We start from the raw sequence: 24,857 nt of genomic DNA on the forward strand, positions 1-24,857 counted from the left end.
GTGCATAGCCACAGTCATCGTAGGTTGGCGGATTTTTTTTATCGTTGACAGAGACAATGATCACACTAGATATACTGTAGTAGGCGAGTGGTCACATCTCTCGCTCGGTCACCTGAGTTACTCTCCTTGGAAATCCGTTCACAGTCATATCGGCGGTTGAATCGCCACGGGTTTAACAGACACCTCAGAGTCATTTAAAATGGCTTAAAGAGAGGTTCACATGAGCAGTAAGCGTTATCCCTTTGATAGTTTTTAGAAGCTATCCCCTAGTAAATGAAAGCCCTTTGCGAACACTTGGTTTGCAGTGCTACTATTTGGTGGCGTCAATTGAGTTAATTGGTTATTTATCAGTTATATTGGGGTCTAAAACCGTCGCAGTTACTGTCTTTTTATATAGTATTTGAGACTGATCAAGTTGGTGGCAAAGTCTCAGTCGGCGTTTCCAGGAATATGGATCATCACGCTAGAGTGCATTCAGTGTAATGGTCGCTCTTGCCTCTGAAGTCGGTCATGGAATGTTTATGGATAAATTGTCAGAGAAATTGCCGTTTGATGCTTCGAAGCTTTTCGAAGCCCTTATGTATCAGTTAGTTGTTGCGCTTGAGTACTGCCATAAGCTGGAGAAGGGGAAACGCCTCTGGGTCGAGGTGTACGGCGATGTAACCTTGGAGGATGTGGCTCAGGTGGAGGTCAAGCTGTATGCCGATACCTTGAGAGATGGCCACCAGAACATCTGGAACACCTTGAATAATTGGTTGAATAAAGCGTTTGACCATAAGGCCTACGAAAGCCTGATACTCTTGACGAACCAGGAGTACTCACCCAAGTCCACCTTGACCGACTGGAACGGCTCCACCGCTGGCGAAAAGCTCGCTTTACTGCTTGCGATCTACGACGGTGCTGAGCAGCGCTTTGCCGCCTCCAAGGCGACGGAGCCATCGGAAACCCTGCAGTTGCAGCGGTCGGTCATGGATCTGGCAATCAGAGACGATTTGCTGGAGGTGCTGGAGCGCGCGGTATTCATCACCGGCTCACCTTCGCTCAACGAGCGTATAAGGTGGACAAACTCAGGGTCATACGGGAGTCGAAGCAGCAGACCTTCATGGATGACATCCTGGGCTTTATTGGGAGCTCGCGGTACATCAATACTGGCTGGGAGATCACCTGCGAGGAGTTCACCGCCAAGTTTGTTGATCTGACCAAGCTCTACATGAAACATTCGAGCATCTTTCCGGAGGTCGATACCGACGCTCTGAAGCAGAAGATTGATCTTGATGAAATTGCTGACCGGCCTTTCGTCCAGAAAATTCGAGAGATCGGTGGTGAAGCACGGATCAAGCAGGCCGCCCTGCAATTGCTCATTGCGGGTGAGGTCATTGATGAGCTGTATAGCGACAACTTGGCCTCTGAATTTGACGTCAAGCGCTACCAGAAAAACCACCTTGATCGTCATCTGGATGGACGCCTGAGTGCGATGGTTGATTGCATGGATGAGACCTGTCCCATCCAGTTGCGGCGCCAATCGCTGAAGTTCTTCTACAAGCAGCACGCCGAAACCGTGGTGCAGTTAAACACCTTTGAAGATACGACGGCGGACTTTCGAAACGGCATCTACCACATGCTGGCTGATGTGAAAACCGATGACGAAGACAAAACGTTTTACTGGAGACTATGGCCGTGAACCTGAACGCTGCCGACTACATCTATACCTTGCGCCGGACGCCATTTGCTCTCGCGCCCATCATCCACTCGTTCTATGACCACTGGGATCCGACAGAGAAGGACATCCTTCTTAGCTACCTAGTGCTGCCGCTAGTGACATACAAGCCCATGCATAAGTTCTTGAACTATGCCAAGAAAAACAGCTCATTGCGCACGCTGATGCAGGAGCCAAGCCGTGTTCTTGGCTTGGAGGCCAGGATCGAGGAATACAAGCCAATCACCCATGCTTCCCTGCTCATCCTTACCTCCGAGAAAAGCATCAAGGTCAATGACGACATGTCGGTGGAACCCCAAGGTAAGATCAGGGAAGAAAATGCTAATGCCCAGCTCATCAAGTACGCACGAAAGCTCGCTGTTGTGTTTAACGGTGAAAATGTTGTTTCTGTTTACAGGTCTTTGGGGTTGAAATCGCTATGAACTGCTATGTAAGGTTTATCGGCGTCGTTGACAAAGACGACCGGATTCATGCTGTGGAGTTTACTCGGGGTCTGAACATCATTACCGGGAAGTCTTCGACAGGTAAGAGTGCTATCTTGGAGATCTTCGACTATTGCCTGGGCAGCAGCGAAGACACTATCCCTGATGGCAAGCTGACCGAGCGTGGCAAGACATTTTTCACCGTCCTGCAATTCCCTACGCTGACTTTGGTAATAGGGCGTACAGCAGCTTCCAAACGCTGCTTCTTGCGTGAAGTCACTGGGACAGAGGCGGACAACATTCTTGAGCTCATGGGACACGTCGAATACTTCTTCGATGAACGACACTATATTCACAAAGATCAGTTCTTGAAGAGCCTGGGCAAGTTCTTCGGTATCACGATGGAGAACATTGATACAGACCCAATGTATAAGCAGGTCACGGGGGCCAAAGGTGCGACGCCGTCCGTGCGAAGCTTCCCGTCATTTATGCTGCAGCACCAGAATCTGGTCGCGAATAAGCATGCGATTTTCTACCGTTTCGATGAGAAGGTTAAACGAGACCAGGCGATCGACCACTTCAAGATTCTCATGGGGATCGTGAAGGAAGATTACTTTGATGTGTATAAAGATCTGACCGAGGCGTCCTATGAGCTTCGGCGTGTTGAGCTGAAAATACCGAAAGACGACAAAGCGCGAGAGATGGCCATCGCGAAATTCAACAGACTGCTGGATCAGTACCAAGCTCTTGCAGGAAAGCCCCTCTTCGACATGACGGCAGATGAAATTTTCCTCAAGCCAAAGGAAGCGCTCAGGCTTATGCTCGCGACCCCAGTTTTTGTGGATGGTCTAGCCGACGACTACGAGAAAACCCTCAACTCCTTGCGTGACCAGAAAGCCAAGCTTGTGGCCGAACTACGCTCAGCCATTGGCCGGCTGAACCTGCTGGAACGGTCTGTCGAGCAGGTCAAGGGGATCGGTACCTCGTATGCGTCACTGACAGTCCCTCGTTCCACGAGCTTTGATCACACGTTCTGCCCCGTTTGTGAGTCGCACTCCGACATTCCCGAAGATCAGGCGAACAAACTCACTCAGGCGATTGAGTGGCTCAATACCGAGTTGAGGCTTTCCTCCTACGCCCGAGAGAGCTTGGGGCAGGAGAGTCGTGATCTGAGAAAGGAGATCAAGGAAATTCGGCTGAAGCTGAAGAGCGTTCAAACCTCGCTCAAACCTTTCGAAGAGCATGATAGGCGGGTTGCAGAAGCAAGCTCGCTCGAAGATGCGCCGAAAAAGGCCAAGCTGTTACTTGAGATCGCTATCGATGAGTTCATCGAGAATCCGCCATCTGACCTCAAGAAGATTAAGGCGTATTGGGCAGAGCAGGTCAAGAAGTATCAGGAGCTTCTGGATAAGTATGACGTTGATATCGAGCTGGATCGGTTATCTCGGGATATCAACAAAAAAATGAAGGAGATCGGTCAGCGGTTCCATTTCGAGGAGACCTACAGGAAGGGCTCCCTGCGATTTGATATTAATACGTTTGACCTGTGGCACGAGAAAGAGGCGCACAAGAAAGTGTTTCTCCGCTCTATGGGCAGTGGTGCCAACTGGGTGTACTCACACCTCACCCTGTTTATGGCGCTACATTACCAGTTCGCTGCTTGGGGGGACAAATGTGCAATCCCCCCCATCCTATTTCTGGATCAACCAACTCAGGTGTACTTCCCTTCCAAGGATGAGGGCGAGGAGTTCGAAGCCGAGAATTTGCGGGCCGAGGACACCCAAGGTATAGAACTGCATGATGACATCGATGCGGTGTCGAACATGTTCACGCAGATGGCGCATTTCTGTGATGATACGGCGCGTGAGACGGGCGTGATGCCACAGATCATCGTCTGCGATCACGCCGATGGACTCAATCTCGGACAGGGCTACAACTTCAAGGATTTCGTACGGGCGAAATGGCGCCACCGTGGGTTCATTGCGGACTGACTGATCGCTATGGAGCAAATCGGTGGCTATGGAAGGTAGTCGAAAGCTCCATATCAAGAGAACAGCGGTGCGTCCCGGTCCCGAACCAGTCTGTAGTTCTGGCTTTCGGATTCAGAGTGGTAGTGTGCACTGCTCATCGTCCAGAAATCAGCCCGGTATTAAGCGCATTAGGTTACACGGTAAAGTCTGCGAATGGTTTTTTCCCGGTGATGGCGAGCCGATTTTCGAATAAGTAAAAACGGGTCATCCTTCGACCCATTTTACTGTCTAACAACCTGATTTCAGAAACGATAACTGAATCTGGATAGGCACGGGTTTAGCTGGCATATCAGTAAGCATCTTTCAATTTGGCAAAAAATACCAACTTCCGTTTTTGGCGCTTACGGGGATGAAATTTAAAGCCTCATTTAGCACTGTATTAAAGTAGGAACTGTTATTAGTTACCCGTCACCCTACTAACCTCATTCCTTTCATACTGCCCTCAATCATACTTCCACAATCAGCTGCCATCACAAAATCAGCCCACCATTGCATCATCGGGCGACGCTGTTCCAGGTAATCGCTGCGGTTATAAGCACGGCGAACCTCATTCTTATCCACGTGGGCCAATGCAGCCTCAATCACATCAGGCGGAAAACCTTGCTCGTTGAGAGCTGTACTGGCAATAGATCGCAAACCGTGTGAAACGAGGACCCCACCAAAACCTGCGCGTTTTAGCGATGCGTTTACGGTCTGACTGTTCATCGGCTGGTTTGGCTTGATGCGGCTGGGAAAGATAAATTCTCGATTTCCACTTAACGGCTTCATCATCTCCAGTATCGCAATTGCTTCATCTGACAATGGAACAGTATGGTCGCGGTTCATTTTCATGCGTGCTGCAGGAATCTTCCACTCTCGCGCTTCTATGTCTACCTCTTCCCAGAGAGCTTCAGCCGCTTCGGCAGGGCGGGTAATAGTAAGAAGTTGCCACATGAACAGGCAGCGTGTGGAAAGGCTAATGCTGGCTGTTCGCATTGTCTGCATCAGTTGAGGTAGCTGATCCGGTCGAATGCTGGGCATGTTCTTTTTCTGAGGCTTCTCGAAGGCTTTACCGATATTAACGCTGGGAACAGCATCAATAAGCCCTGTGTTTTGGGCGTAGATCATGACCTCATTAATGCGTTGGCACAGGCGACGAACGGTTTCCAGTGCTCCTCTGGCCTGAACTGGTTGGACGGCCTGAACCAGTGTGTGAGCTTTAATATCTGTAACGCTAACGTCGCCAATTGCAGGAAAGACATCTCTTTCAAGAGAGCGCCAGATATCGTCGGCATAGTCCTCTGTCACGCTGGCTTTCTTCACATTCCACCATCGTTCAGCCACGAGCTGGAAAGTATTGGTTTTAGCTTCAAGCGAACTGCGAAGTTGTTCTTGCTGATGTTCCTGTGGATCGATTTGTTTCGCCAGGAGAGAGCGTGACTCTGCCCGGTAGTTTCTGGCATCGGCAAGCGTAACTGACGGGTAGGGGCCAATGCTCTTTTTCGCTCGCTTCTTAGTGACGGGGCGAATGTAGCGAAACTGCCAGATTTTACTCCCGCTGGATTTGATAAGTAGCTCAAGGCCATCGCCATCATAGAGAACGTAGTCCGCTTCCTTGGGTTTAGCAGATTCGATTTCTTTAACGGATAGAGGTTTGGTTTGTCTTGCCATTGCCGGGTTTCCATAGTTTTAGGCACCTCAAAAACAATAAAGCTTTATGAGGTGCCTAACAAGGTGCCTAAAAGGTTCGGATTTAATTAGTTATCTTCGGACTTCGCGGGACAAATTGAGGGCACAAAAAAGCCCGCAGGGCTTGCGCCGTGCGGGCTCTTAGGACTTCATCGGATGACTCTGGTAATCACCGATGGAGAATTTTGGTGGAGCTGGGGGGATTTGAACCCCCGTCCGAAATTCCTACATCCTCGGTACTACATGCTTAGTCAGTCTTTACATTCGCCTGGCACCTGCGGACAGACACGCCACTACCAGACTAGCCTGATTAGTTTTAACACTTCAGCCCCAGGCAGGACATCCATGCGATCTCTTTTGGGTTTGACCTCTCTTGATCCCCGTCCTAAGAGCGGAGGCTAGGGAGAGAGGGCTCTTAGCAGGTTATTAAGCTGCTAAAGCGTAGTTTTCGTCGTTTGCGACTATTTTTTTGCGGCTTTTTACGAGGCAAACCGCCCCTCGGCATGCACCTTGGGTTTCGCAAATCCCGTCGAATCCAGAATCAGCCCCAATGTGTTGAACCCAGTATATCAGAACTGGCATCGGTGATGCCAGCGTGGAACGATAAGTTCTTAAATCAGTGTGAAAAGTACATAATTCAGGCAGAAATTAACGGCCTGCGTGCTTCATGATACGCGCTTTGTCGACCTGCCATTCACGGTCTTTCACGTCATCACGTTTGTCATGCTGTTTTTTACCCTTCGCCACGCCGATTTTCACTTTGCACCAGGCATTTTTCCAGTACAGAGACAGGGCGACGACGGTGTAACCTTCGCGGTTAATGCGGCCAAAAAGTGAAGCCAGTTCGCGCTGATTGAGCAGCAGTTTACGCGTGCGCGTCGGGTCGCAAACGTAGTGTGAAGAGGCGACGGCCAGCGGCGTAAAGTTTGCGCCAAACAGGAAGGCTTCGCCATCAATCAGAATCACATAGCTGTCGCTGATGTTGGCTTTACCTGCGCGCAGGGATTTGACTTCCCAGCCCTGCAACGCAAGGCCAGCTTCGAATTCTTCTTCAATGAAGTACTCATGGCGGGCACGCTTGTTCAGCGCAATGGTTGCCGAGCCAGGTTTATGTGCTTTTTTCTTCGTCATAAGTGTCGTGAAGCCATAGGTAATCTGAGTTCAAAAAGTAACCTCATTGCGATTGCATCCTGTGAGGTCCAACGCGCTATCTTAGCACGAGATAAGGCTTAGCGTTTTTTTAACAAGGGATAAATGTTATTATTTGTCCGTTGTGTGACCATGGAAAATGCTATGCCTCAGATTAGCCGTACTGCGCTTGTGCCTTACAGCGTGGAACAAATGTACCAGTTAGTGAATGACGTCCAGTCTTATCCGCAGTTTATTCCGGGATGTACCGGTAGCCGGGTGCTGGATGCTGGCCCGACGCAGATGACTGCCGCCGTGGATGTGTCGAAAGCGGGGATCAGCAAAACGTTCACGACCCGTAATACACTAACCAACAATCAAAGTATTTTGATGCAACTGGTGGATGGGCCGTTCAAAACGCTGATGGGTGGCTGGAAGTTTACGCCACTGAGCGCTGATGCTTGTCGCATCGAGTTTCATCTGGATTTCGAGTTTACCAATAAGCTAATTGAACTGGCGTTTGGCCGCATCTTTAAAGAGCTGGCCTCCAATATGGTTCAGGCATTCACCGTGCGCGCGCCAAAGAGGTTTACAGTGTCGCCTAAAATCACGGTGGAAGTGGCTTACGCCCTGCCGGAAAAACAATACCTGCAGCGGGTGAAGCTGGACGAGGGGGCAACCGTTGAAGAAGCGATTCGCGCCTCTGGTCTGCTGGAACTGCGCAGCGATATCGATCTGTCGAAGAATAAAGTCGGTATCTACAGTCGTCCGGTCAAACTTGCAGATGTTGTGAGCGATGGCGATCGCGTTGAGATTTATCGACCGCTGATTGCCGATCCGAAAGAGCTGCGCCGTCAGCGTGCGGAGAAGGCCGGGAAGTAGGGCGAAGCGACGTTAAGATACAAAAAAGGTGCTCAGTGAGCACCTTTTTGCATTTCTGAAACCTTACTATTTGGTAAGCGCCGGTTTGTTATCAATGTTAGTTAACACACCGCTGCTGTTGAAGGTCAGGGTCAGCGTCTGCTGCGTAACACCTTCATGGCCAGGCTGCTGGCGGAAGACATAGAACCAGGTGTTAGTGCCGAACGGATCGGACATCATCGGGGTTCCCAGTGCATAAGCGACCTGCTGTTGTGTCATCCCGACACGAACTTTAGACACATCGTTAGGTGTGAGGTAGTTCCCCTGGTTGATGTCAGGACGGTAAACCACTCGCTCCAGAGTGGAACAACCTGCGGTCAACATCAGAAGAACCGCTGCGACAGCGGTCAGCGTTTTACAGCGCATAGTGATTTGATTCCTTTTCGGGCCCGAGCAATACGCGGCTCATATGTTATATGCCGATGATAATAGACCTTGCCCCACTTTGAAACCGGTCTGACGGCGTTTTTGTTGTTCTGTATGACCCTGAGATCCCGAAAAAGTTTATGCGGCTAGCAGTTCTTTCGCATTCGCCAGCGTATTGCGCGTCACTTCACTACCGCCAAGCAGACGTGCCAGCTCCTGCAGGCGCGCCTTTTTATCCAGCGGGTGCATATGCGTTTCCGTCATTTCACCGTCGGTTTCTTTGCAGACATAGAAATGGTGATGCCCACAACCGGCTACCTGCGGCAGGTGGGTGACACACATGACCTGAGTGGATTCACCTAACTGACGTAACAATTTGCCAACGACGGCGGCGGTCGGGCCGCTGATCCCCACGTCCACTTCATCGAAGATCAGCGCCGGGGTTTCCATTTTACGCGCCGTGATCACCTGAATTGCCAGAGCGATGCGCGAGAGTTCCCCACCAGAGGCGACCTTGGAAATGGCCTGTAAAGGCTGGCCTGGGTTGGTGGTCACACGAAATTCAATGCGGTCTGCCCCTTCGGCGGTGAGATGATTGACTTCAAATTTCACGTCGATGGTGAAGACACCGTGTGGCATAGACAGCGCATGCATGCTGTCCGTGATGTGCTGACCCAACTCCTGAGCATAATGCTGGCGAACATCGTGAAGCTGCTTCGCCGTGGCCAGCGCCTGTTGATGATGGACATTCACTGCCAGAGACAGCGTTTCCAGCGAGTCGGCCTGATCGTCGAGCTGCTGCTGCTCATCCAGCAACGACTGGTGATAGTTCGGCAGCTCTTCTGGTGTGACGTAGTGTTTACGTGCCAGGGAGATCTGCCGGGAGATGCGCTGCTCCAGCTCGAATAAGCGGTTAGGGTCGAGATCCAGGCGCTCACAATAGTGACGCAGCTCTTCACCGGCTTCTGAAATTTGAATCGCCGCCTCTTCCAGCATGTCGAGCACGCCAGACAACTTGCTGTCGAGACCGACCAGTTCGGTAACCTGTTGGCGCACGGTGTAGAGCTGGCTTTGCAGGTTGGTATCTTCGCCATCAGCCAGCAGATTCAGCGCTTGCTGGCTGGTCGAGATTAAATGCCCGCTGTTGGCGAGCCGTTTGTACTCTTCGTCGATCTGCTCAAACTCACCCGGCTGCGGGTTGAATTCGTTGAGTTCCTTCAACTGATAGTTCAGCAGTTCGGCGCGCGCCGCGCGCTCCTGACTTTGCTGTTGATGCTGTGCCAGTTCGCGGCAGCTTTGATGCCACTGACGATAGTGTTCAGCCATCAACTGAGTGAGCGCGTACTCACCGGCATAGCCATCTAGCAGGGCTTTTTGCTGTTCCGGTTTAATGAGCTGCTGATGCGCGTGCTGGCCATGAATTTGAATCAATAGCTGGCCCAGCTCACGCAGCTGAGAAAGGGGAACCGCAGTCCCGTTAATAAAGCCGCGAGAGCGGCCATCGCTGCTGATGACGCGGCGAAGTAAACACTCACGTCCATCTTCGAGTTGATTGACTTCAAGCCAGCGCAGCGCGGCAGGGGTATCTTTTAAGGAAAAGCGCGCGCAGAGATCGGCGCGGCTAGCGCCGGTGCGCACGATGTCGCCTTCTGCGCGACCGCCCAGACACAAGCCGAGCGCATCAATGGCAATAGATTTACCTGCACCGGTTTCACCGGTAATGGCCGTCATTCCGCTCTGGAAGTCGATCTCAAGCTCACGAACAATGGCAAAGTTGCTGATGGTCAGTTGTGCCAGCATAATTGTTTTCCTGTATGAAAAACCATAACTGTGTTTTCATACAGTATAAACTGGTTTTTTATCCAGTAAAGTGCTGGATGCAAATTTAGAACAATTTTTTTGACCAGCCGAGCTTAGAACTTAATGTGTTGAAATAGCTGTAGTCTTTCGGATGTATCAGATTCAGGTGGTAGTCACAGCGGCGAATTAACACGTCTTCGCCTTCCTGTATCGGTAACGCGATCTGGCTGTCGCAACTGATTTCGAGATCATTGCGGCGGTGCGAGAAGCGCAGGCGGATGGTGCTGCTGCTGTTGATAACCAGTGGGCGGGCCGAAAGGGTATGCGGGAACATCGGCACCAGAGTGATGGCATCCAGCGAGGGGGTCAGAATAGGCCCGCCAGCGGAGAGGGAATAGGCGGTCGAGCCGGTTGGCGTCGAGATGATTAGCCCGTCAGAGCGCTGGGAGAAGGCGAAGACTTCATCGATATAGACTTCGAATTCAATCATATGGGCGACTTTTCCCGGATGCAGGACCACTTCGTTGATGGCCGTGCTGATCCGTTTCTGGCAGTCCTGCTGGCATACCTGCGCTTCGAGCAAAAAGCGTTTTTCACTGATGTAATGGCCGTCCAGAACGTCGGCTAACTGCTGATGGGCGTTGTCAGGATCGAGGTCGGTCAGGAAGCCCAGGTTACCGCGGTTGATACCAATAACTTTAATATCGTAGCGTGCCAGAGTGCGAGCCGCGCCGAGCATGTTGCCGTCACCGCCGACGACTACAGCGAGATCCGCCTGCTGGCCAATCTCCGCCAGCGTGCCGGTCTTTACATTTTCGAGCTGCAATTCCTGCGCAATTTGCTGCTCCACCATCACTTCGTAGCCTTTTGCGCACAGCCAGCGATACAACATTTCATGTGTCGTCAGCGCCGTAGGGTGACGTGGATGTCCGACAATCCCAATACACTTGAAATGATTATTCATTTTCTGGAGGTCCTTGTGCCGATTGATGGTGACAATATGCTTTGTTCCCTTGAATCCCGGAAACTGATCCCCATAATAAGCGAAGTTAGCGAGATGAATGCAGAAAAACGCGGAGAAATTCATGAGTAGTAAAGAACAGAAAACGCCTGAGGGGCAAGCCCCGGAAGAAATTATCATGGAACAGCACGAAGAAGTTGAGGCTGTAGAGCCGGATGCTTCTGCTGAGCAGGTGGATCCGCGCGATGAAAAAATTGCGAATCTGGAAGCTCAGTTAACTGAAGCCCAGAATCGTGAGCGCGAAAGCGTGCTGCGTATCAAAGCGGAAATGGAAAACCTGCGTCGCCGTACCGAGCTGGACGTGGAAAAGGCGCATAAGTTCGCGCTGGAGAAATTCGTCAACGAGCTGCTGCCGGTGATTGATAGTCTGGATCGTGCGCTGGAAGTGGCTGATAAAGCTAACCCGGACATGGCGGCGATGGTCGAAGGCCTTGAGCTGACGCTGAAATCCATGCTCGACGTGGTGCGTAAGTTCGGTGTTGAAGTGGTTGCGGATACCAACGTAGCGCTGGACCCTAACGTCCACCAGGCGATTGCGATGGTTGAATCTGAAGATGTAACTGCTGGCAACGTGCTGGCTGTGATGCAGAAAGGCTATACGCTGAACGGTCGTACTATTCGTGCCGCGATGGTCACTGTCGCGAAAGCGAAGGCATAATTTGCCTCTGTAGTGCCGGGTGGTGGCATTGCCTCACCCGGCCTACATACTAGCGTTCTGCTACGCTATCCCGCAGCGGTTTGACCGGGATAACTTTCACCTGTTTGATCATATTGTCCTGCACGTCCAGGATATCAATATCGTACTGGCTGATGCGCACACGGGTGCCGGATGCCGGGATCTCTTCCAGTGCTTCAAGAATCATACCGTTAATGGTGCGAGCGTCGTCTTCCGGCAGATGCCAGTTAAAGGCTTTGTTGAGTTCACGCACGTTGGCGCTGCCGTCGATCAGCACCGAACCGTCGTTTTGTGGCGTAACCTCTTCGGCGAGCGATGGCGACATTGACGTCGTAAAATCGCCGACGATCTCTTCCAGAATATCTTCAACCGTCACCAGCCCCTGGATATCGCCATACTCGTTGACCACCAGGCCCACTTTCTTTTTATTACGCTGGAATTTCACCAGCTGCGTACTCAGCGGCGTGCCTTCTGGAATGATATAGAGTTCATCGGCGGCGCGGAGCATCACCTCTTTAGTGAACTCTTTTTTCTCGGTCATCAGGCGATAGGCTTCGCGCACGCGCAGCATGCTGATGGCGTCATCCAGTGAATCACGGTACAGCACGATGCGGCCATGGGGAGAGTGGGTCAGCTGGCGGACGATGGCTTTCCAGTCGTCGTTGATGTCGATACCCACGATTTCGTTGCGCGGCACCATGATGTCGTCAACGCTCACTTTTTCCAGATCCAGCACCGACAGCAGCATGTCCTGATTCCGGCGCGAAATCTGCGAGCGGGATTCATGGACGATGGTGCGCAGCTCGTCTTTGCTCAGTGCGCTGCTGATCACCACGTCGGCTTTTATACCGACCATGCGCATCAGCAGGCGGGTAACCATGTTGAGCAGCCAGACCAGAGGCATCATCAGGATCAGCAGCGGGCCGAGCAGGAAGCTGCTCGGATAGGCGACTTTCTCCGGGTAGAGGGCGGCGATGGTTTTCGGCAGGACTTCAGCAAACACCAGGACGACAAACGTCAGTACACCGGTCGCAATCGCGACACCGGCGTTGCCATAGAGGCGCATCCCAACAATAGTGCCCAGCGCGGAGGCGAGAATATTGACCAGGTTGTTGCCGATCAGCACCAGGCTAATCAGACGATCGGGCTTGCGCAGCAGCTTTTCAACGCGTCGGGCGGCACGGTTGCCTTGTTTAGCGCGATGACGTAACCGGTAGCGGTTCAGGGTCATCATGCCGGTTTCTGAGCCGGAGAAGTAGGCGGAGATGACCACCATGACGATCAGGGTGACGATCAGCGTGGTGGTGGAGATGTGTTCCAGGGGGAACTCCTTTGTTGCTTAGCCGACGAACTGCTGTATGACGCGGCTACCAAAGTAGGCCAGTGTCAGGATGCCAGCGCCTGCTACGTTAAACCAGACGACGCGACGACCGCGCCAGCCCTGGTGATAGTGGCCCCATAACAGGACAATATAGACAAACCACGCGATGATAGAGAGAACGGCTTTATCAATATTCTCAATGCTGAACAGGTTCTGCATATAAAACAGACCCGTGCAGAGCGTCAGCGTCAGTAGCACCACACCAATCTGAGTGATGTGAAACATCTTACGCTCAATGACCATCAGCGGTGGCATTTCCTGGTTGAAAACCAGCTTTTTGTTTTTCAACTGGTAGTCGATCCACGCCAGCTGCATGGCGTACAGCGCCGCAATGATTAGCGTGGCGTAGGAGAACAGCGACAGACCGATGTGGACCATCATGCCCGGCGTAGTTTCCAGATGCGTAATGAACTCGTTTGGCACGAAGGTCGCGAACGCCAGATTGATCAGCGCGAAGGCGTAGACAATAGGGAGTAGCAGCCAGCCGCGATTCTTCGACGCGACAATCGTCATCACCGTACAAATCATCAGGCTGACCAGCGAGCCGACGTTCAGCACGCTCAGATTTTGTACGCTGCCGTCGCCCGGAATAATACGTGATTCCAGTGCGAACGCATGGCTTACCAGTGCGATAACTGCCGACAAAATAGCCATCCGTCGCCAGGCGCTGTTTTTTTGCAACAGGCCGGGAATGATCAGCGCAAGGCTGAAAGAGTAGGCAACAAGGGCGATCAGTGCGAAAACAGGCATATAGGCGTCGACAGTTGTCTTAATAAGAAAGATAAGCAGTATAACGTTACGTGACGCGCGCTCCAACCGTTGCATAACAACAAAGGCGCCTTCATGTTATACTGCGGCAAAATTCTGTGTACGTGTCGCGCTAGCGACCTAACGTTTCTACCTCAGGCGAGAGACAATGTTTGATAATTTAACCGATCGTTTGTCGCGCTCGCTGCGCAACATCAGCGGCCGTGGGCGCCTTACCGAAGACAATGTGAAAGAAACGCTGCGCGAAGTGCGCATGGCGTTGCTCGAAGCCGACGTGGCGTTGCCCGTTGTGCGCGAGTTCATCAGCCGCGTAAAAGAGAAAGCGGTTGGTCATGAAGTGAACAAGAGCCTGACCCCGGGTCAGGAGTTCGTCAAAATTGTGCGCAATGAGCTGGTTGCGGCAATGGGCGAAGAGAACCAGGTGCTGAACCTGGCCGCACAGCCGCCAGCGGTGGTGTTGATGGCCGGTCTGCAGGGTGCGGGTAAAACCACCAGCGTAGGTAAGCTGGGTAAATTCCTGCGTGAAAAGCACAAGAAAAAAGTGCTGGTCGTCTCTGCCGACGTTTATCGCCCGGCGGCGATCAAACAGCTTGAAACACTGGCTCAGCAGGTTGGTGTGGATTTCTTCCCGTCCGACGTCGCGCAGAAGCCCGTTGATATCGTTAATGCGGCGCTGAAAGAAGCGAAGCTGAAATTCTACGACGTGCTGCTGGTGGATACCGCCGGTCGTCTGCACGTCGACGAAGCGATGATGGACGAAATCAAACAGGTTCACGCCGCGATTAATCCGGTAGAGACCCTGTTTGTTGTTGATGCAATGACCGGTCAGGATGCGGCGAATACCGCAAAAGCGTTTAACGAAGCGCTGCCATTAACCGGTGTCGTGCTGACTAAAGTCGACGGTGATGCCCGTGGTGGTGCGGCGCTCTCGATTCGTCATATCACTGGTAAACCGATTAAATTCCTCGGCGTCGGCGAGAAGACCGAAGCGCTGGAGCCGTTCCATCCGGATCGTATTGCTTCCCGTATTCTTGGCATGGGCGACGTGCTGTCGCTTATCGAAGATATCGAGAGCAAAGTTGACCGCGCGCAGGCTGAGAAGCTGGCGAGCAAGCTGAAAAAAGGCGACGGTTTCGACTTGACCGACTTCCTGGAACAGCTCCGTCAGATGAAAAACATGGGCGGCATGGCCAGCCTGATGGGCAAACTGCCGGGCATGGGCCAGATCCCTGATAACGTGAAAGCGCAGATGGATGACAAAGTGCTGGTTCGCATGGAGGCGATCATCAACTCGATGACGCTGAAAGAGCGTGCGAAGCCTGAAATCATCAAAGGGTCGCGCAAACGCCGCATCGCCGCTGGTTGCGGGATGCAGGTGCAGGATGTAAACCGCCTTCTGAAGCAGTTCGACGACATGCAGCGCATGATGAAGAAAATGAAGAAGGGCGGAATGGCGAAAATGATGCGTGGGATGAAGGGCATGATGCCGCCAGGATTCCCAGGCCGCTGAAACAAGGGATATAAGGCTATCTTGTTTGCCATTTTAGCTCCGGGGTGTGCTCGAAATGCTCACGTACTACGTGTACGCTCCGCTTTCTGCGCGCACGCCGGAACTAAACTGGCTGCACCGATATACGCCTTATAACCCTTGTTTGGCATATGTGAAGCATATGCTGATTGCATTTTCCCCAGAAATCAGTAAAATTTTCGGGCTTTTAATATGACACTGGGCTCCGTTCCTCGATGGGGCCCTGTGTTTTATTCACACAAGAGGATGTTATGGTAACTATTCGTTTAGCACGTCACGGCGCAAAAAAGCGTCCGTTCTACCAGGTTGTTGTGACTGACAGCCGTAATGCACGCAACGGTCGCTTCATCGAGCGCGTTGGTTTCTTCAACCCGATCGCTAGCGGTTCTGAAGAAGAAACCCGTCTGGATCTGGATCGTATCGCTCACTGGGTTGGCCAGGGCGCTACTGTTTCCGATCGCGTTGCTACGCTTATCAAAGCAGCAAACAAAGCAGCTTAATCTGTCACGGTGGTCATGATGAGCAATAAAGCACCTGTTGAACCGATCGTATTGGGAAAAATGGGTTCTTGCTACGGTATCCGTGGTTGGCTCAGAGTGTTTTCCTCCACTGAAGACGCTGAAAGCATTTTTAACTACCAGCCCTGGTTTATCCAGAAAGGTGGTAAGTGGGAAGCGGTCGAGCTGGAAAGCTGGCGCCACCACAATCAGGATATCGTGATCAAGCTGAAAGGCGTTGACGATCGCGATGCGGCGAATCTGCTGACTAATTGCGAAATTGTCGTCGATTCATCGCAGCTGCCTTCGCTGGAAGAGGGTGATTATTACTGGAAAGACCTTATGGGTTGCCAGGTTGTCACCACTGAAGGCTATGGCCTGGGTAAAGTCATCGATATGATGGAAACCGGGTCAAATGACGTTCTCGTCATTAAGGCAAACCTGAAAGATGCATTTGGCATCAAGGAGCGGCTGGTTCCGTTCCTCGATGGGCAGGTTATCAAGAAAGTCGATCTCACTACGCGAACTATCGAAGTAGATTGGGATCCTGGTTTTTAAATTCTCCGGATAAACGGTAAAAGACGGCGCTATGTGGATTGGCATAATTAGCCTGTTTCCTGAAATGTTCCGCGCGATTACTGATTACGGGGTAACTGGCCGGGCAGTAAAAAAAGGCCTGCTGAACATCGAAAGCTGGAGTCCTCGTGACTTCACGCATGACCGGCACCGTACCGTGGACGAACGTCCTTACGGCGGCGGACCGGGGATGTTAATGATGGTGCAACCCTTACGGGACGCCATCCATACAGCAAAAGCCGCGGCAGGTGAAGGCGCAAAGGTGATTTATCTGTCACCTCAGGGACGCAAGCTTGATCAAGCAGGCGTAAGCGAACTGGCCACGAATCAAAAGCTGATTCTGGTATGTGGTCGCTATGAAGGGATAGATGAGCGCGTGATTCAGACCGAAATTGATGAAGAATGGTCAATCGGCGATTACGTTCTCAGCGGTGGTGAGTTACCGGCAATGACGCTGATTGACTCCGTTGCCCGGTTTATTCCGGGTGTACTGGGCCATGAAGCTTCAGCAACAGAAGACTCTTTTGCTGATGGATTGCTGGACTGTCCACACTATACCCGCCCTGAAGTGTTAGAAGGGATGGAAGTACCGACGGTATTGCTGTCGGGGAACCATGCCGAGATACGTCGCTGGCGTTTGAAGCAGTCGCTGGGCCGAACCTGGCTTAGAAGACCTGAACTTCTGGAAAACCTGGCTCTGACTGAAGAGCAAGTAAGGTTGCTGGCGGAGTTCCAAAAAGAGCACGCACAACAGCAACATAAACATGATGGGCAAGCGTAAACGCTCCCGATATATCAGTTTACCCAGGATAAGAGATTAAATTATGAGCAACATTATTAAGCAAATTGAACAAGAGCAGATGAAGCAGGACGTACCTTCATTCCGTCCGGGTGATTCCGTGGAAGTGAAAGTATGGGTTGTTGAAGGTTCCAAAAAACGTCTGCAGGCATTCGAGGGCGTGGTTATCGCTATTCGTAACCGCGGTCTGCACTCTGCATTCACTGTTCGTAAAATTTCCAACGGCGAAGGTGTTGAGCGTGTCTTCCAGACTCACTCTCCAGTAGTTGACAGCATTACTGTCAAACGTCGTGGTGCTGTACGTAAAGCTAAACTGTACTACCTGCGTGAGCGTACTGGTAAGTCTGCTCGTATCAAAGAGCGTCTGAACTAAGACTCGCTTAAGCAACATCCTGTTAAAAGGGCTGGCCGCAAGGCCGGCCCTTTTTTATGTAAATCCCCGCCGCTTGTTAACCTTCGTTTCATAAATCATTTACAATAGCCGCTCTCTAGCGGAGGGTAAGTGAATAACGCACTGCATCAATCAGCCTTGAAACGCACAGCGGCCTGGACCGCGCTGTTTGCGATCCTGCTGATCGTGGTCGCGCCGCTGATCTCCATTTCGCTACAAAAAGATCCCATGAGCGCGATGCCGGGGATGCATCATGATATGAGCCAGATGTCGATGGCAGAACATCATGGTGAGACGTCGCACTCGATGCCTGTCGATCACGCCGAAGCCTGTGGCTATTGTGTGCTAATGGCCCATGTGCCGGGCCTGATGCTGGCGCTGATCGTGCTGTTGTGCGCTGTGCTATTGCGACATCGCGTTAAACCGCCGCGACAGGCGGTGAGCCACTGGCACTTTTTCCCCTGGTTGTATCCTGATACCCGCGCGCCCCCGCAGCGGTCAGCTTTTTCCCTTTAAACCATAAAGAATGCGCTTTTGCGCATCGATAACGTTTTGCCTGCAAAAAGGAAAAGTATGACTGTCAGCACGCCACGCGCAGCATGGGGAAACCTGCTGCGACGCCTTCATTTCTATATCGGGTTGTTTGTTGGCCCATTCATTTTTTTCGCTGCGCTAACGGGGACGCTCTACGTGGCGACACCGCAGCTCGAAAACATGTTGTACAAACATGCGCTGTTTAGCGATACCGCCGGTGAAGCTCAACCTCTGGCCGAGCAAATTGCAGTCGCGGAGAAAGCCATTGGGGACCAACTTCGTCTGCAGGCTGTACGACCAGGGCTGATCCCGGGTGAAACTACGCGCGTGATGTTTGCCGACCCGATGCTCGGGCCGTCGGAGAATCGGGCAATTTTTATCGATCCCGTGAGCCTGGAAATACGCGGCGATATGACGGTCTACGGCACCAGCGGAATTTTGCCGCTGCGCCAGATTATCGACTATCTGCATAGCTCGCTGATGCTGGGGGATATCGGGCGTTTGTACAGTGAGCTGGCCGCTTCCTGGATGTGGATTGCTGCCCTGGGCGGGATTGCGCTGTGGTTTTATACCCGCCCGAAGCGACGTATCAATAACCGATTCCAGAACCGCCGTCGCGTGCATGTCGCGCTCGGCTGGGGTCTGCTGGGGGGAATGTTACTGTTTTCTGCGACCGGACTTACCTGGTCACAATGGGCGGGCGGTAATGTCGATAAGCTACGTAAAGAGATGAACTGGCTGACGCCACAGGTCAATACACAGCTGCGCGGTCCCGCAGCAGAAGTCGATCCTCATGCTGAACATCGCGGCCACCACGATGCGATGATGCCGGATATGGCCATGGATCTGACGCTCTTTGACAGCGTCCTGCATGCGGCCAGGAGCGAGGGGATTGATGCGAACAAGCTGGAAATTCGCCCCGCTAAAATGGCTGAACAGGCCTGGACGGTCACGGAAATCGATCGTGGCTGGCCCACGCAGGTGGACGCGGTTGCCGTTGATCCGCACTCAATGCAGATCCTCGATCGGACGCGTTTCGCGGACTTCCCGCTGATGGCGAAGCTGACCCGCTGGGGCGTGGATTTCCATATGGGGATTTTGTTCGGTCTGGTGAATCAGCTGATCCTGATCGTTTTCGGCGTAGCGCTGTGCGTGTTGATCGCGTGGGGGTATCGGATGTGGTGGATGCGTCGTCCGGTTCAGGCCACCGGCAATCCGGTGCTCACGCTTTGTCAGTGCTGGCTTGCTCTCCCCGCCAGTGGGCGAGGAGTCACGCTCTTTATCGGCGTGATGCTGGGGATCATGATGCCGGTGATGGGCGTCAGTCTGGCATTTTTCGTGCTGATTGACTGGCTGCGCTGGCGCGCGCAGTGCCTGTTGACGCTGTCGGAATCCACCAAATAGTGATTAAGGCGTGCTGATGACTACCGCAACGCGGCGGTTTTCAGCGCGCCCTTGAGGAGTTGCATTGCTGGCGACCGGATATTTTTTACCTAAGCCCTGAGTGGTGAGGTTGCTGCGCGGGATATTCGCCCCTTTTGCCCAGGTATCAGCCACGACATTCGCGCGTTTAAGCGAGAGGGATTGGTTGTAACTTTCTTCCCCGTAATTGTCCGTGTGCCCGTCCATGCGTGCATGGACCAGCCCGGTGGCGGCCAGTCGTGTCGCCATGGTCTGGATCTGCTGCTCGCTCTCCGGACGCAGCTGATATTCATTCTTGCCGAATAAAATCTTCGCCGACAGGCCGAGGGACCAGTCGCCGTTCGTTTCGTTAAAACCGTAGGATTTCATTGCCGCAATCTGTTCCGGGGTGAATTTCCCCCTGAGGTGGTGCCTGGCAGCCTGCCAGAATCGTTGTAGCCAGTAAAACTGGAGCGAGATATCGCCTTAACATAACGTGTTCCTTTTATTACAAAATTATTGTCGGACGCTGGTTTTTCACTTGATACATATTGCGGTCGGCTTGCTCCAGTAATGCCTCTACCGAGGTATTTTCCCACGCCAGAGCGAAGCCAATGCTGAGTGACATGTGTGCCGTATGTCCGTTGTGCAGGTCGTACGGCTGGAGAAACTGCTGTGAAAGCGCAGTGCAAATCTGTTGAACGTCTGCCGCCGAGTGAATGCCATACAAGATCATGGCAAATTCATCGCCGCCCAGACGGTATGACTGATAACGTTTCCCGCCAAATTCCACCATTCTGCTGGCGACTTCTATCAGCACGCAGTCACCTGCCGCGTGGCCCCAGGTGTCGTTGATCTGCTTGAAGTTATCGCCATCCAGGAACAGCAGGGCGGAATTCATCTGTGCAGAAGCGTCATTCATCAGCGCCGCGATGCTGCTGCGGAATGCGGCGCGGTTCGCCAGCCCGGTGAGCGGATCGTGCATCGCGGTGCGCATCAGCTGTGCATTCCGGGCCTGCAGCTTGAGCTGCCACTCCTCCATTTCGTCGAGCAGACTGTTGAAATCCTGCCCAAAACGATGGAACTCTTCGATACGCTCCTCTTCGACGCGGCGCGAGAAATTACGGTTCGTTTTAACGTCATGCACCACGTCGGTGATATTTTGCAGTGCGGTGACGACTCCGTTGTGCAATGAACGGGTAATGGTCAGCGCCACAAAAGCGGCGAAAAGAATACAGCCTGTCAGCACGGCAAAAGACGTCCAGAGGAAATGGCTGATCAGGCTGTCGCGCGCGGTAATGCGCACTTCACCAATCACCTTGCCGTTATGCACCACGGGCTGTGCGGCAGGGACGGGGAACAGCATGCGACTGACCAGCGTGCTCAGGGTGTCGGTATCATCATCAGGGGTCCACGACCAGTAGGCAAAACGCTTCTGATGGATGTCGAGCACCTCGGCAACGGAAAATTGCCCCTGTCTCCCCAGTGTGGCAAGCGTTTCATTGGCGGCGGTGGCATCATTAAATACTAATGAGGCTTCCAGGCTTCGGCTCATGGTCGCGCTGGTTAATTCGAGGTTTTTTTGTGCGTATTGTTTTAATGTAACCACTGACGCAATACACAATAATAACCATATTAGCGTCATGGTAATTACCACGCTAATCATACTGATGCGCCGCAACGTTCTTTTAAACGTCGGCCGTGGCGTTGAAGAAAGTTCCTTATTCATGCTTCTTATTCCGGGCAAGCATTAACACATCCGGATTCACTCTTACGCCACTGCGAGACAGGGCATCCAGATTGACAGAAAATCTCACTGTTTCTTCATTAATTATCAGACAAAAAGCACTGCCAATAACACATTCCAGGTTTTGCTCGGCGATTAATAGTAACGCGCGGCCCTGATAATTCCTGAATAATTCAAGTTGAGCAGCAGGTGACTCGTTTCCAAAATAAACGGCATCGCAGGTGGCATGTAATGCTTCAGACTCATTTTGCACAATCAAGGGTGTGTAGGGTAAAGCAGCAGAGCCGCTGTCACTCAGTACCTGTGCGAAATGAGAAGACGAAAAAATACAGAGTTTAGGCTGGCCAGAAAGCGCAGGCCAACGGGAATAGCTGACGATGCCAGAGACGATCGAACGTACTGACTTCTCTTTTTCTGTCAATGTTGTCGCGAAACTTTGCCCGCTGATAATGCACAGCATGAGTGCCAGAATCAGATGGCACAAAGGGAACGTAAAAAAATGTCTCACCAGAATCCGCCATACCACTCTGGAAATATATATCCTTGAATATTGCAGAAAGAATACCATTGTTTACCCGAGTAGTCATTATGTGGAATTTGTTGTGACTTAAGCTAAATTAGAGTTGTAATTGAATGAAATTATTAAGTTATTAAATTAATTAAGTCTCGAACCGCGCATACCTTCATCCATACCTTTTTGCCAGGATTTACGCAGCGGGTCGGCATTTTCTGCCGTATCACAACTGGCTGGGAATATTTTACCGGACAGACCCCACGCATAGACGAAATCTTCGGTACAGACTTTTTTCTGACCATCAGCATAACCGCGCAGGTATTCACTGCGATCGACGTCAGGATCGTTAAAATTATCCGCGAGAGTTTCGTTACTTTTTATTGATACACCATTCATGGCATCTTCTTTGCCGGCGGTAAACCAGCTGGTGCCGGTCCAGGTGGGCTGGAAGGTATAGGGGTTGATTTGACAGCCTGTCAATAATATCGCCAGCAGCGCGAGAGCAATGGAACGCATAGTGATTCGCCTTTTCTTCTTTTTCTTCAGCATAGCCTGGCAATCAATAATCAGGGTGTAATTTTATCTTTACTAAACAAGCGGATATTTTTTGCCTCAAAATGCCGCTTGTAAAGTAATGTTTACGTATTTTGGATTGAAATCTTTACTTGATGTGATATTGTGTGTTCACCTCATCGAGGAAACCACTATCGCAAACGAGCATTACAGGATCGCCATCATGCAAAAAGACGCGCTGAATAACGTACATATTACCGACGAACAGGTTTTGATCACGCCAGATCAGTTGAAGCTGGAATTCCCGCTGAGTTCTGAACAGGAGGCGCAGATTGAGCACTCCCGCCAGACTATCTCTGACATCATTGCCGGTCGCGATCCGCGTCTGCTGGTGGTGTGCGGGCCATGCTCCATTCACGATCCTGAAACCGCGATTGAATACGCTCGTCGATTTAAAGCATTAGCAGAGGAGGTCAGCGATAGCCTCTACCTGGTCATGCGCGTCTATTTTGAAAAACCTCGTACCACCGTTGGCTGGAAGGGGTTGATTAACGATCCACACATGGATGGCTCGTTTGATGTGGAAGCCGGTCTGAAGATTGCGCGTCGTCTGCTGGTTGAACTGGTGAGCATGGGGCTGCCGCTGGCGACAGAGGCACTCGATCCGAACAGCCCGCAATACCTGGGCGATCTGTTCAGCTGGTCCGCGATTGGTGCTCGCACCACAGAATCACAGACTCACCGCGAGATGGCCTCTGGCCTGTCGATGCCGGTTGGTTTTAAAAATGGGACCGACGGAAGCCTTGCGACCGCGATTAACGCCATGCGCGCTGCGGCGATGCCGCACCGTTTTGTCGGCATCAACCAGGCCGGCCAGGTTTGTCTGCTCCAGACCCAAGGCAACCCGGATGGTCACGTTATCCTGCGCGGCGGTAAAGCACCTAACTACAGCCCGGCGGATGTCGCCCAGTGCGAAAAAGAGATGGAACAGGCGGGACTGCGCCCGGCTCTGATGGTAGATTGCAGCCATGGTAATTCCAACAAAGATTACCGTCGCCAGCCTGCGGTAGCGGAATCCGTTGTCGCACAAATCAAAGACGGTAACCGTTCGATTATCGGCCTGATGATTGAGAGTAATATCCACGAGGGTAATCAGTCATCTGAACAGCCGCGTAGCGCAATGAAACACGGTGTCTCAGTGACCGACGCCTGCATCAGCTGGGAAGCGACGGATGCGCTGCTGCGTGAGATCCACAAAGATTTGAACGGCCAGCTGGCGACGCGTCTGGCTTAAGAGGTTAGTTATGGTTGCAGAATTGACCGCACTACGCGATCAAATTGATGAGGTAGATAAGGCGCTGCTGGATTTGCTGGCGCGCCGGATGTCACTGGTTGCCGAAGTCGGGGAAGTGAAAAGTAAATACGGCCTGCCGATTTACGTGCCAGAGCGTGAAGCGTCGATGCTCGCCTCCCGGCGTGATGAGGCGCAGCTGATGGGCGTCTCTCCCGATCTGATTGAAGATGTGCTGCGCCGCGTGATGCGTGAATCCTACTCCAGCGAAAACGATAAGGGCTTTAAAACCCTCTGTCCGTCGCTGCGACCGGTGGTGATCGTTGGCGGCGGCGGCCAGATGGGGCGTCTGTTTGAGAAGATGCTGACGCTTTCGGGTTATCAGGTGCGCATTCTTGAAAAAGAGGACTGGGCACGTGCGCCAGAGATGATGGCCGACGCAGGCATGGTTATTGTCAGCGTGCTGATTCATGTAACCGAAGAGATTATCGGCAAACTGCCGTCTCTGCCGGAAGATTGTATTCTGGTGGATCTGGCGTCCGTGAAGAATGGTCCGCTGCAGGCGATGCTGGCGGCCCATAACGGACCGGTACTGGGTTTGCACCCGATGTTCGGCCCGGATAGCGGCAGCCTGGCGAAACAGGTCGTGGTCTACTGCGATGGTCGTCAGCCGGAAGCGTACCAGTGGTTCCTGGAACAGATTCAGGTCTGGGGTGCACGTCTGCATCGTATTAGCGCGGTGGAGCACGATCAGAATATGGCGTTCATTCAGGCACTGCGCCACTTTGCGACCTTTGCCTATGGCCTGCATCTGGCGGAAGAGAACGTCCAGCTGGAGCAGTTGCTGGCGCTCTCCTCGCCAATTTATCGCCTGGAGCTGGCGATGGTCGGGCGTCTGTTTGCGCAGGATCCGCAGCTGTATGCTGACATCATTATGTCGTCGGAAAATAACCTGGCGCTGATCAAGCGCTACTACCAGCGGTTTGGTGAGGCGATAGCACTGCTAGAGCAGGGCGATAAGCAGGCCTTTATCGACAGTTTCCGTAAGGTTGAGCACTGGTTCGGGGATTACGCGAAGCGTTTCCAGAGTGAGAGCCGCACCTTATTGCGCCAGGCGAACGATAGTCGCCAGTAATCTGATGATGTATATACTAAAAGCCAGCACTGC

General features: G+C 52.3%; 25 protein-coding genes, 1 other RNA gene and 2 pseudogenes. 16 read left to right on the top strand and 12 right to left on the bottom strand.

Annotated elements, in window-relative coordinates; translation table 11 throughout:
• Nucleotides 1-521 precede the first annotated feature (521 nt).
• Genes OVA10_RS07775 through OVA10_RS07790 form a run of 4 tightly spaced genes read left to right on the top strand, consistent with a single transcriptional unit; the run spans nucleotide 522 to nucleotide 4,130 of the window.
• Complete coding sequence (locus tag OVA10_RS07775; protein ID WP_268195721.1) at nucleotides 522-1,199, top strand: hypothetical protein; 678 nt, start codon at nucleotides 522-524, stop codon at nucleotides 1,197-1,199.
• The gene (locus OVA10_RS07780) at nucleotides 1,103-1,681 is read left to right on the top strand and encodes a hypothetical protein (RefSeq protein ID WP_268195722.1); all 579 of its coding nucleotides are present in this window, start codon (nucleotides 1,103-1,105) and stop codon (nucleotides 1,679-1,681) included. Before OVA10_RS07775 ends, OVA10_RS07780 begins: the two co-directional genes overlap by 97 nt.
• Complete coding sequence (locus OVA10_RS07785) at nucleotides 1,672-2,139, top strand: three component ABC system middle component (RefSeq protein ID WP_033811203.1); 468 nt, start codon at nucleotides 1,672-1,674, stop codon at nucleotides 2,137-2,139. The genes OVA10_RS07780 and OVA10_RS07785 overlap by 10 nt, the downstream gene beginning before the upstream one ends.
• The gene (locus OVA10_RS07790) at nucleotides 2,136-4,130 is read left to right on the top strand and encodes a DUF3732 domain-containing protein (RefSeq protein WP_033811202.1); all 1,995 of its coding nucleotides are present in this window, start codon (nucleotides 2,136-2,138) and stop codon (nucleotides 4,128-4,130) included. Before OVA10_RS07785 ends, OVA10_RS07790 begins: the two co-directional genes overlap by 4 nt.
• A gap of 447 nt (nucleotides 4,131-4,577) precedes the next feature.
• Here OVA10_RS07790 and OVA10_RS07795 read toward each other — a convergent pair whose 3' ends face one another.
• The 3 genes from OVA10_RS07795 to smpB all read right to left on the bottom strand — a co-directional run bounded on the left by OVA10_RS07795 (nucleotide 4,578) and on the right by smpB (nucleotide 6,968).
• Entirely contained in the window at nucleotides 4,578-5,819 is a 1,242-nt protein-coding gene (locus OVA10_RS07795) for an integrase (RefSeq protein ID WP_033811201.1), read from the bottom strand.
• Nucleotides 5,820-6,023: 204 nt separating this feature from the next.
• Nucleotides 6,024-6,386: a transfer-messenger RNA gene (gene ssrA, locus OVA10_RS07800) on the bottom strand.
• A 99-nt stretch (nucleotides 6,387-6,485) separates the two neighbouring features.
• Entirely contained in the window at nucleotides 6,486-6,968 is a 483-nt protein-coding gene (gene smpB / locus OVA10_RS07805) for an SsrA-binding protein SmpB (protein ID WP_095282985.1), read from the bottom strand.
• A gap of 162 nt (nucleotides 6,969-7,130) precedes the next feature.
• On the opposite strand from smpB, the pseudogene OVA10_RS07810 reads away from it, so the two are divergent.
• Nucleotides 7,131-7,570: pseudogene (locus OVA10_RS07810) on the top strand (type II toxin-antitoxin system RatA family toxin).
• Nucleotides 7,560-7,847 (top strand): RnfH family protein, encoded by a 288-nt coding sequence (locus tag OVA10_RS07815; RefSeq protein ID WP_100779240.1) that lies wholly within the window; start codon nucleotides 7,560-7,562, stop codon nucleotides 7,845-7,847. Before OVA10_RS07810 ends, OVA10_RS07815 begins: the two are co-directional and overlap by 11 nt.
• 66 nt (nucleotides 7,848-7,913) lie before the next feature.
• Here the strand turns inward: OVA10_RS07815 and bamE are convergent, their stop codons facing one another.
• The 3 genes from bamE to nadK all read right to left on the bottom strand — a co-directional run bounded on the left by bamE (nucleotide 7,914) and on the right by nadK (nucleotide 11,016).
• Nucleotides 7,914-8,252, bottom strand: coding sequence for an outer membrane protein assembly factor BamE (gene bamE, locus OVA10_RS07820; protein ID WP_268195723.1), 339 nt, complete (start codon nucleotides 8,250-8,252; stop codon nucleotides 7,914-7,916).
• Nucleotides 8,253-8,390: 138 nt separating this feature from the next.
• On the bottom strand, nucleotides 8,391-10,052 hold the full coding sequence (gene recN / locus OVA10_RS07825) for a DNA repair protein RecN (protein ID WP_102105372.1): 1,662 nt from the start codon (nucleotides 10,050-10,052) through the stop codon (nucleotides 8,391-8,393).
• 85 nt (nucleotides 10,053-10,137) lie between these two features.
• A complete protein-coding gene (gene nadK, locus OVA10_RS07830; protein ID WP_268195724.1) occupies nucleotides 10,138-11,016 on the bottom strand; it encodes an NAD(+) kinase in 879 nt (292 codons plus the stop codon).
• 121 nt (nucleotides 11,017-11,137) lie between these two features.
• Here nadK and grpE point away from each other — a divergent pair, with 121 nt between their 5' ends.
• Nucleotides 11,138-11,731, top strand: coding sequence for a nucleotide exchange factor GrpE (gene grpE, locus OVA10_RS07835; RefSeq protein WP_142503618.1), 594 nt, complete (start codon nucleotides 11,138-11,140; stop codon nucleotides 11,729-11,731).
• A gap of 49 nt (nucleotides 11,732-11,780) precedes the next feature.
• On the opposite strand, the gene OVA10_RS07840 is transcribed toward grpE, so the two are convergent.
• Both OVA10_RS07840 and OVA10_RS07845 read right to left on the bottom strand, forming a co-directional pair.
• Entirely contained in the window at nucleotides 11,781-13,070 is a 1,290-nt protein-coding gene (locus OVA10_RS07840) for an HlyC/CorC family transporter (protein ID WP_100779245.1), read from the bottom strand.
• Nucleotides 13,071-13,088: 18 nt separating this feature from the next.
• Entirely contained in the window at nucleotides 13,089-13,880 is a 792-nt protein-coding gene (locus tag OVA10_RS07845; RefSeq protein WP_100780834.1) for a cytochrome C assembly family protein, read from the bottom strand.
• Between the two features lie 166 nt (nucleotides 13,881-14,046).
• Between OVA10_RS07845 and ffh the strand changes: the two genes are divergently transcribed.
• The 7 genes from ffh to OVA10_RS07880 all read left to right on the top strand — a co-directional run bounded on the left by ffh (nucleotide 14,047) and on the right by OVA10_RS07880 (nucleotide 19,627).
• Nucleotides 14,047-15,408 carry a signal recognition particle protein gene (ffh, locus tag OVA10_RS07850; protein WP_100779246.1) on the top strand — a complete coding sequence of 454 codons (1,362 nt, stop codon included), beginning with the start codon at nucleotides 14,047-14,049 and terminating at the stop codon, nucleotides 15,406-15,408.
• Nucleotides 15,409-15,677: 269 nt separating this feature from the next.
• Nucleotides 15,678-15,926, top strand: a complete 249-nt coding sequence (gene rpsP / locus OVA10_RS07855; RefSeq protein ID WP_014171249.1) for a 30S ribosomal protein S16 — start codon at nucleotides 15,678-15,680, stop codon at nucleotides 15,924-15,926.
• 15 nt (nucleotides 15,927-15,941) lie between these two features.
• Nucleotides 15,942-16,481 carry a ribosome maturation factor RimM gene (gene rimM / locus OVA10_RS07860; RefSeq protein ID WP_100779247.1) on the top strand — a complete coding sequence of 180 codons (540 nt, stop codon included), beginning with the start codon at nucleotides 15,942-15,944 and terminating at the stop codon, nucleotides 16,479-16,481.
• 31 nt (nucleotides 16,482-16,512) lie between these two features.
• Nucleotides 16,513-17,280 carry a tRNA (guanosine(37)-N1)-methyltransferase TrmD gene (gene trmD / locus OVA10_RS07865; protein WP_268195725.1) on the top strand — a complete coding sequence of 256 codons (768 nt, stop codon included), beginning with the start codon at nucleotides 16,513-16,515 and terminating at the stop codon, nucleotides 17,278-17,280.
• A gap of 43 nt (nucleotides 17,281-17,323) precedes the next feature.
• Nucleotides 17,324-17,671, top strand: a complete 348-nt coding sequence (gene rplS / locus OVA10_RS07870) for a 50S ribosomal protein L19 (protein ID WP_095282974.1) — start codon at nucleotides 17,324-17,326, stop codon at nucleotides 17,669-17,671.
• 129 nt (nucleotides 17,672-17,800) lie between these two features.
• Nucleotides 17,801-18,205: a DUF2946 domain-containing protein gene (locus tag OVA10_RS07875; RefSeq protein WP_248858973.1), complete on the top strand. Its 405-nt coding sequence runs from the start codon at nucleotides 17,801-17,803 to the stop codon at nucleotides 18,203-18,205.
• Between the two features lie 57 nt (nucleotides 18,206-18,262).
• On the top strand, nucleotides 18,263-19,627 hold the full coding sequence (locus tag OVA10_RS07880) for a PepSY-associated TM helix domain-containing protein (RefSeq protein ID WP_268195726.1): 1,365 nt from the start codon (nucleotides 18,263-18,265) through the stop codon (nucleotides 19,625-19,627).
• 3 nt (nucleotides 19,628-19,630) lie between these two features.
• Here the strand turns inward: OVA10_RS07880 and OVA10_RS07885 are convergent.
• The 4 genes and pseudogenes from OVA10_RS07885 to OVA10_RS07900 form a co-directional block, all read right to left on the bottom strand.
• Nucleotides 19,631-20,117: pseudogene (locus tag OVA10_RS07885) on the bottom strand (OmpA family protein).
• A gap of 15 nt (nucleotides 20,118-20,132) precedes the next feature.
• A complete protein-coding gene (gene dgcN / locus OVA10_RS07890) occupies nucleotides 20,133-21,353 on the bottom strand; it encodes a diguanylate cyclase DgcN (RefSeq protein WP_123428857.1) in 1,221 nt (406 codons plus the stop codon).
• Nucleotides 21,346-21,831: a YfiR family protein gene (locus tag OVA10_RS07895; RefSeq protein WP_184957386.1), complete on the bottom strand. Its 486-nt coding sequence runs from the start codon at nucleotides 21,829-21,831 to the stop codon at nucleotides 21,346-21,348. Before OVA10_RS07895 ends, dgcN begins: the two co-directional genes overlap by 8 nt.
• Nucleotides 21,832-22,026: 195 nt before the next feature.
• The gene (locus OVA10_RS07900; protein ID WP_194514112.1) at nucleotides 22,027-22,401 is read right to left on the bottom strand and encodes a DUF2799 domain-containing protein; all 375 of its coding nucleotides are present in this window, start codon (nucleotides 22,399-22,401) and stop codon (nucleotides 22,027-22,029) included.
• A 220-nt stretch (nucleotides 22,402-22,621) separates the two neighbouring features.
• Between OVA10_RS07900 and aroF the strand changes: the two genes are divergently transcribed.
• Entirely contained in the window at nucleotides 22,622-23,692 is a 1,071-nt protein-coding gene (gene aroF / locus OVA10_RS07905; protein ID WP_102105365.1) for a 3-deoxy-7-phosphoheptulonate synthase AroF, read from the top strand.
• Between the two features lie 10 nt (nucleotides 23,693-23,702).
• Nucleotides 23,703-24,824, top strand: a complete 1,122-nt coding sequence (tyrA, locus tag OVA10_RS07910) for a bifunctional chorismate mutase/prephenate dehydrogenase (RefSeq protein WP_268195727.1) — start codon at nucleotides 23,703-23,705, stop codon at nucleotides 24,822-24,824.
• Nucleotides 24,825-24,857: the final 33 nt, after the last annotated feature.

It is taken from the genome of Lelliottia sp. SL45, from assembly GCF_026672535.1.
GTDB classification, from domain to species: domain Bacteria; phylum Pseudomonadota; class Gammaproteobacteria; order Enterobacterales; family Enterobacteriaceae; genus Enterobacter; species Enterobacter nimipressuralis.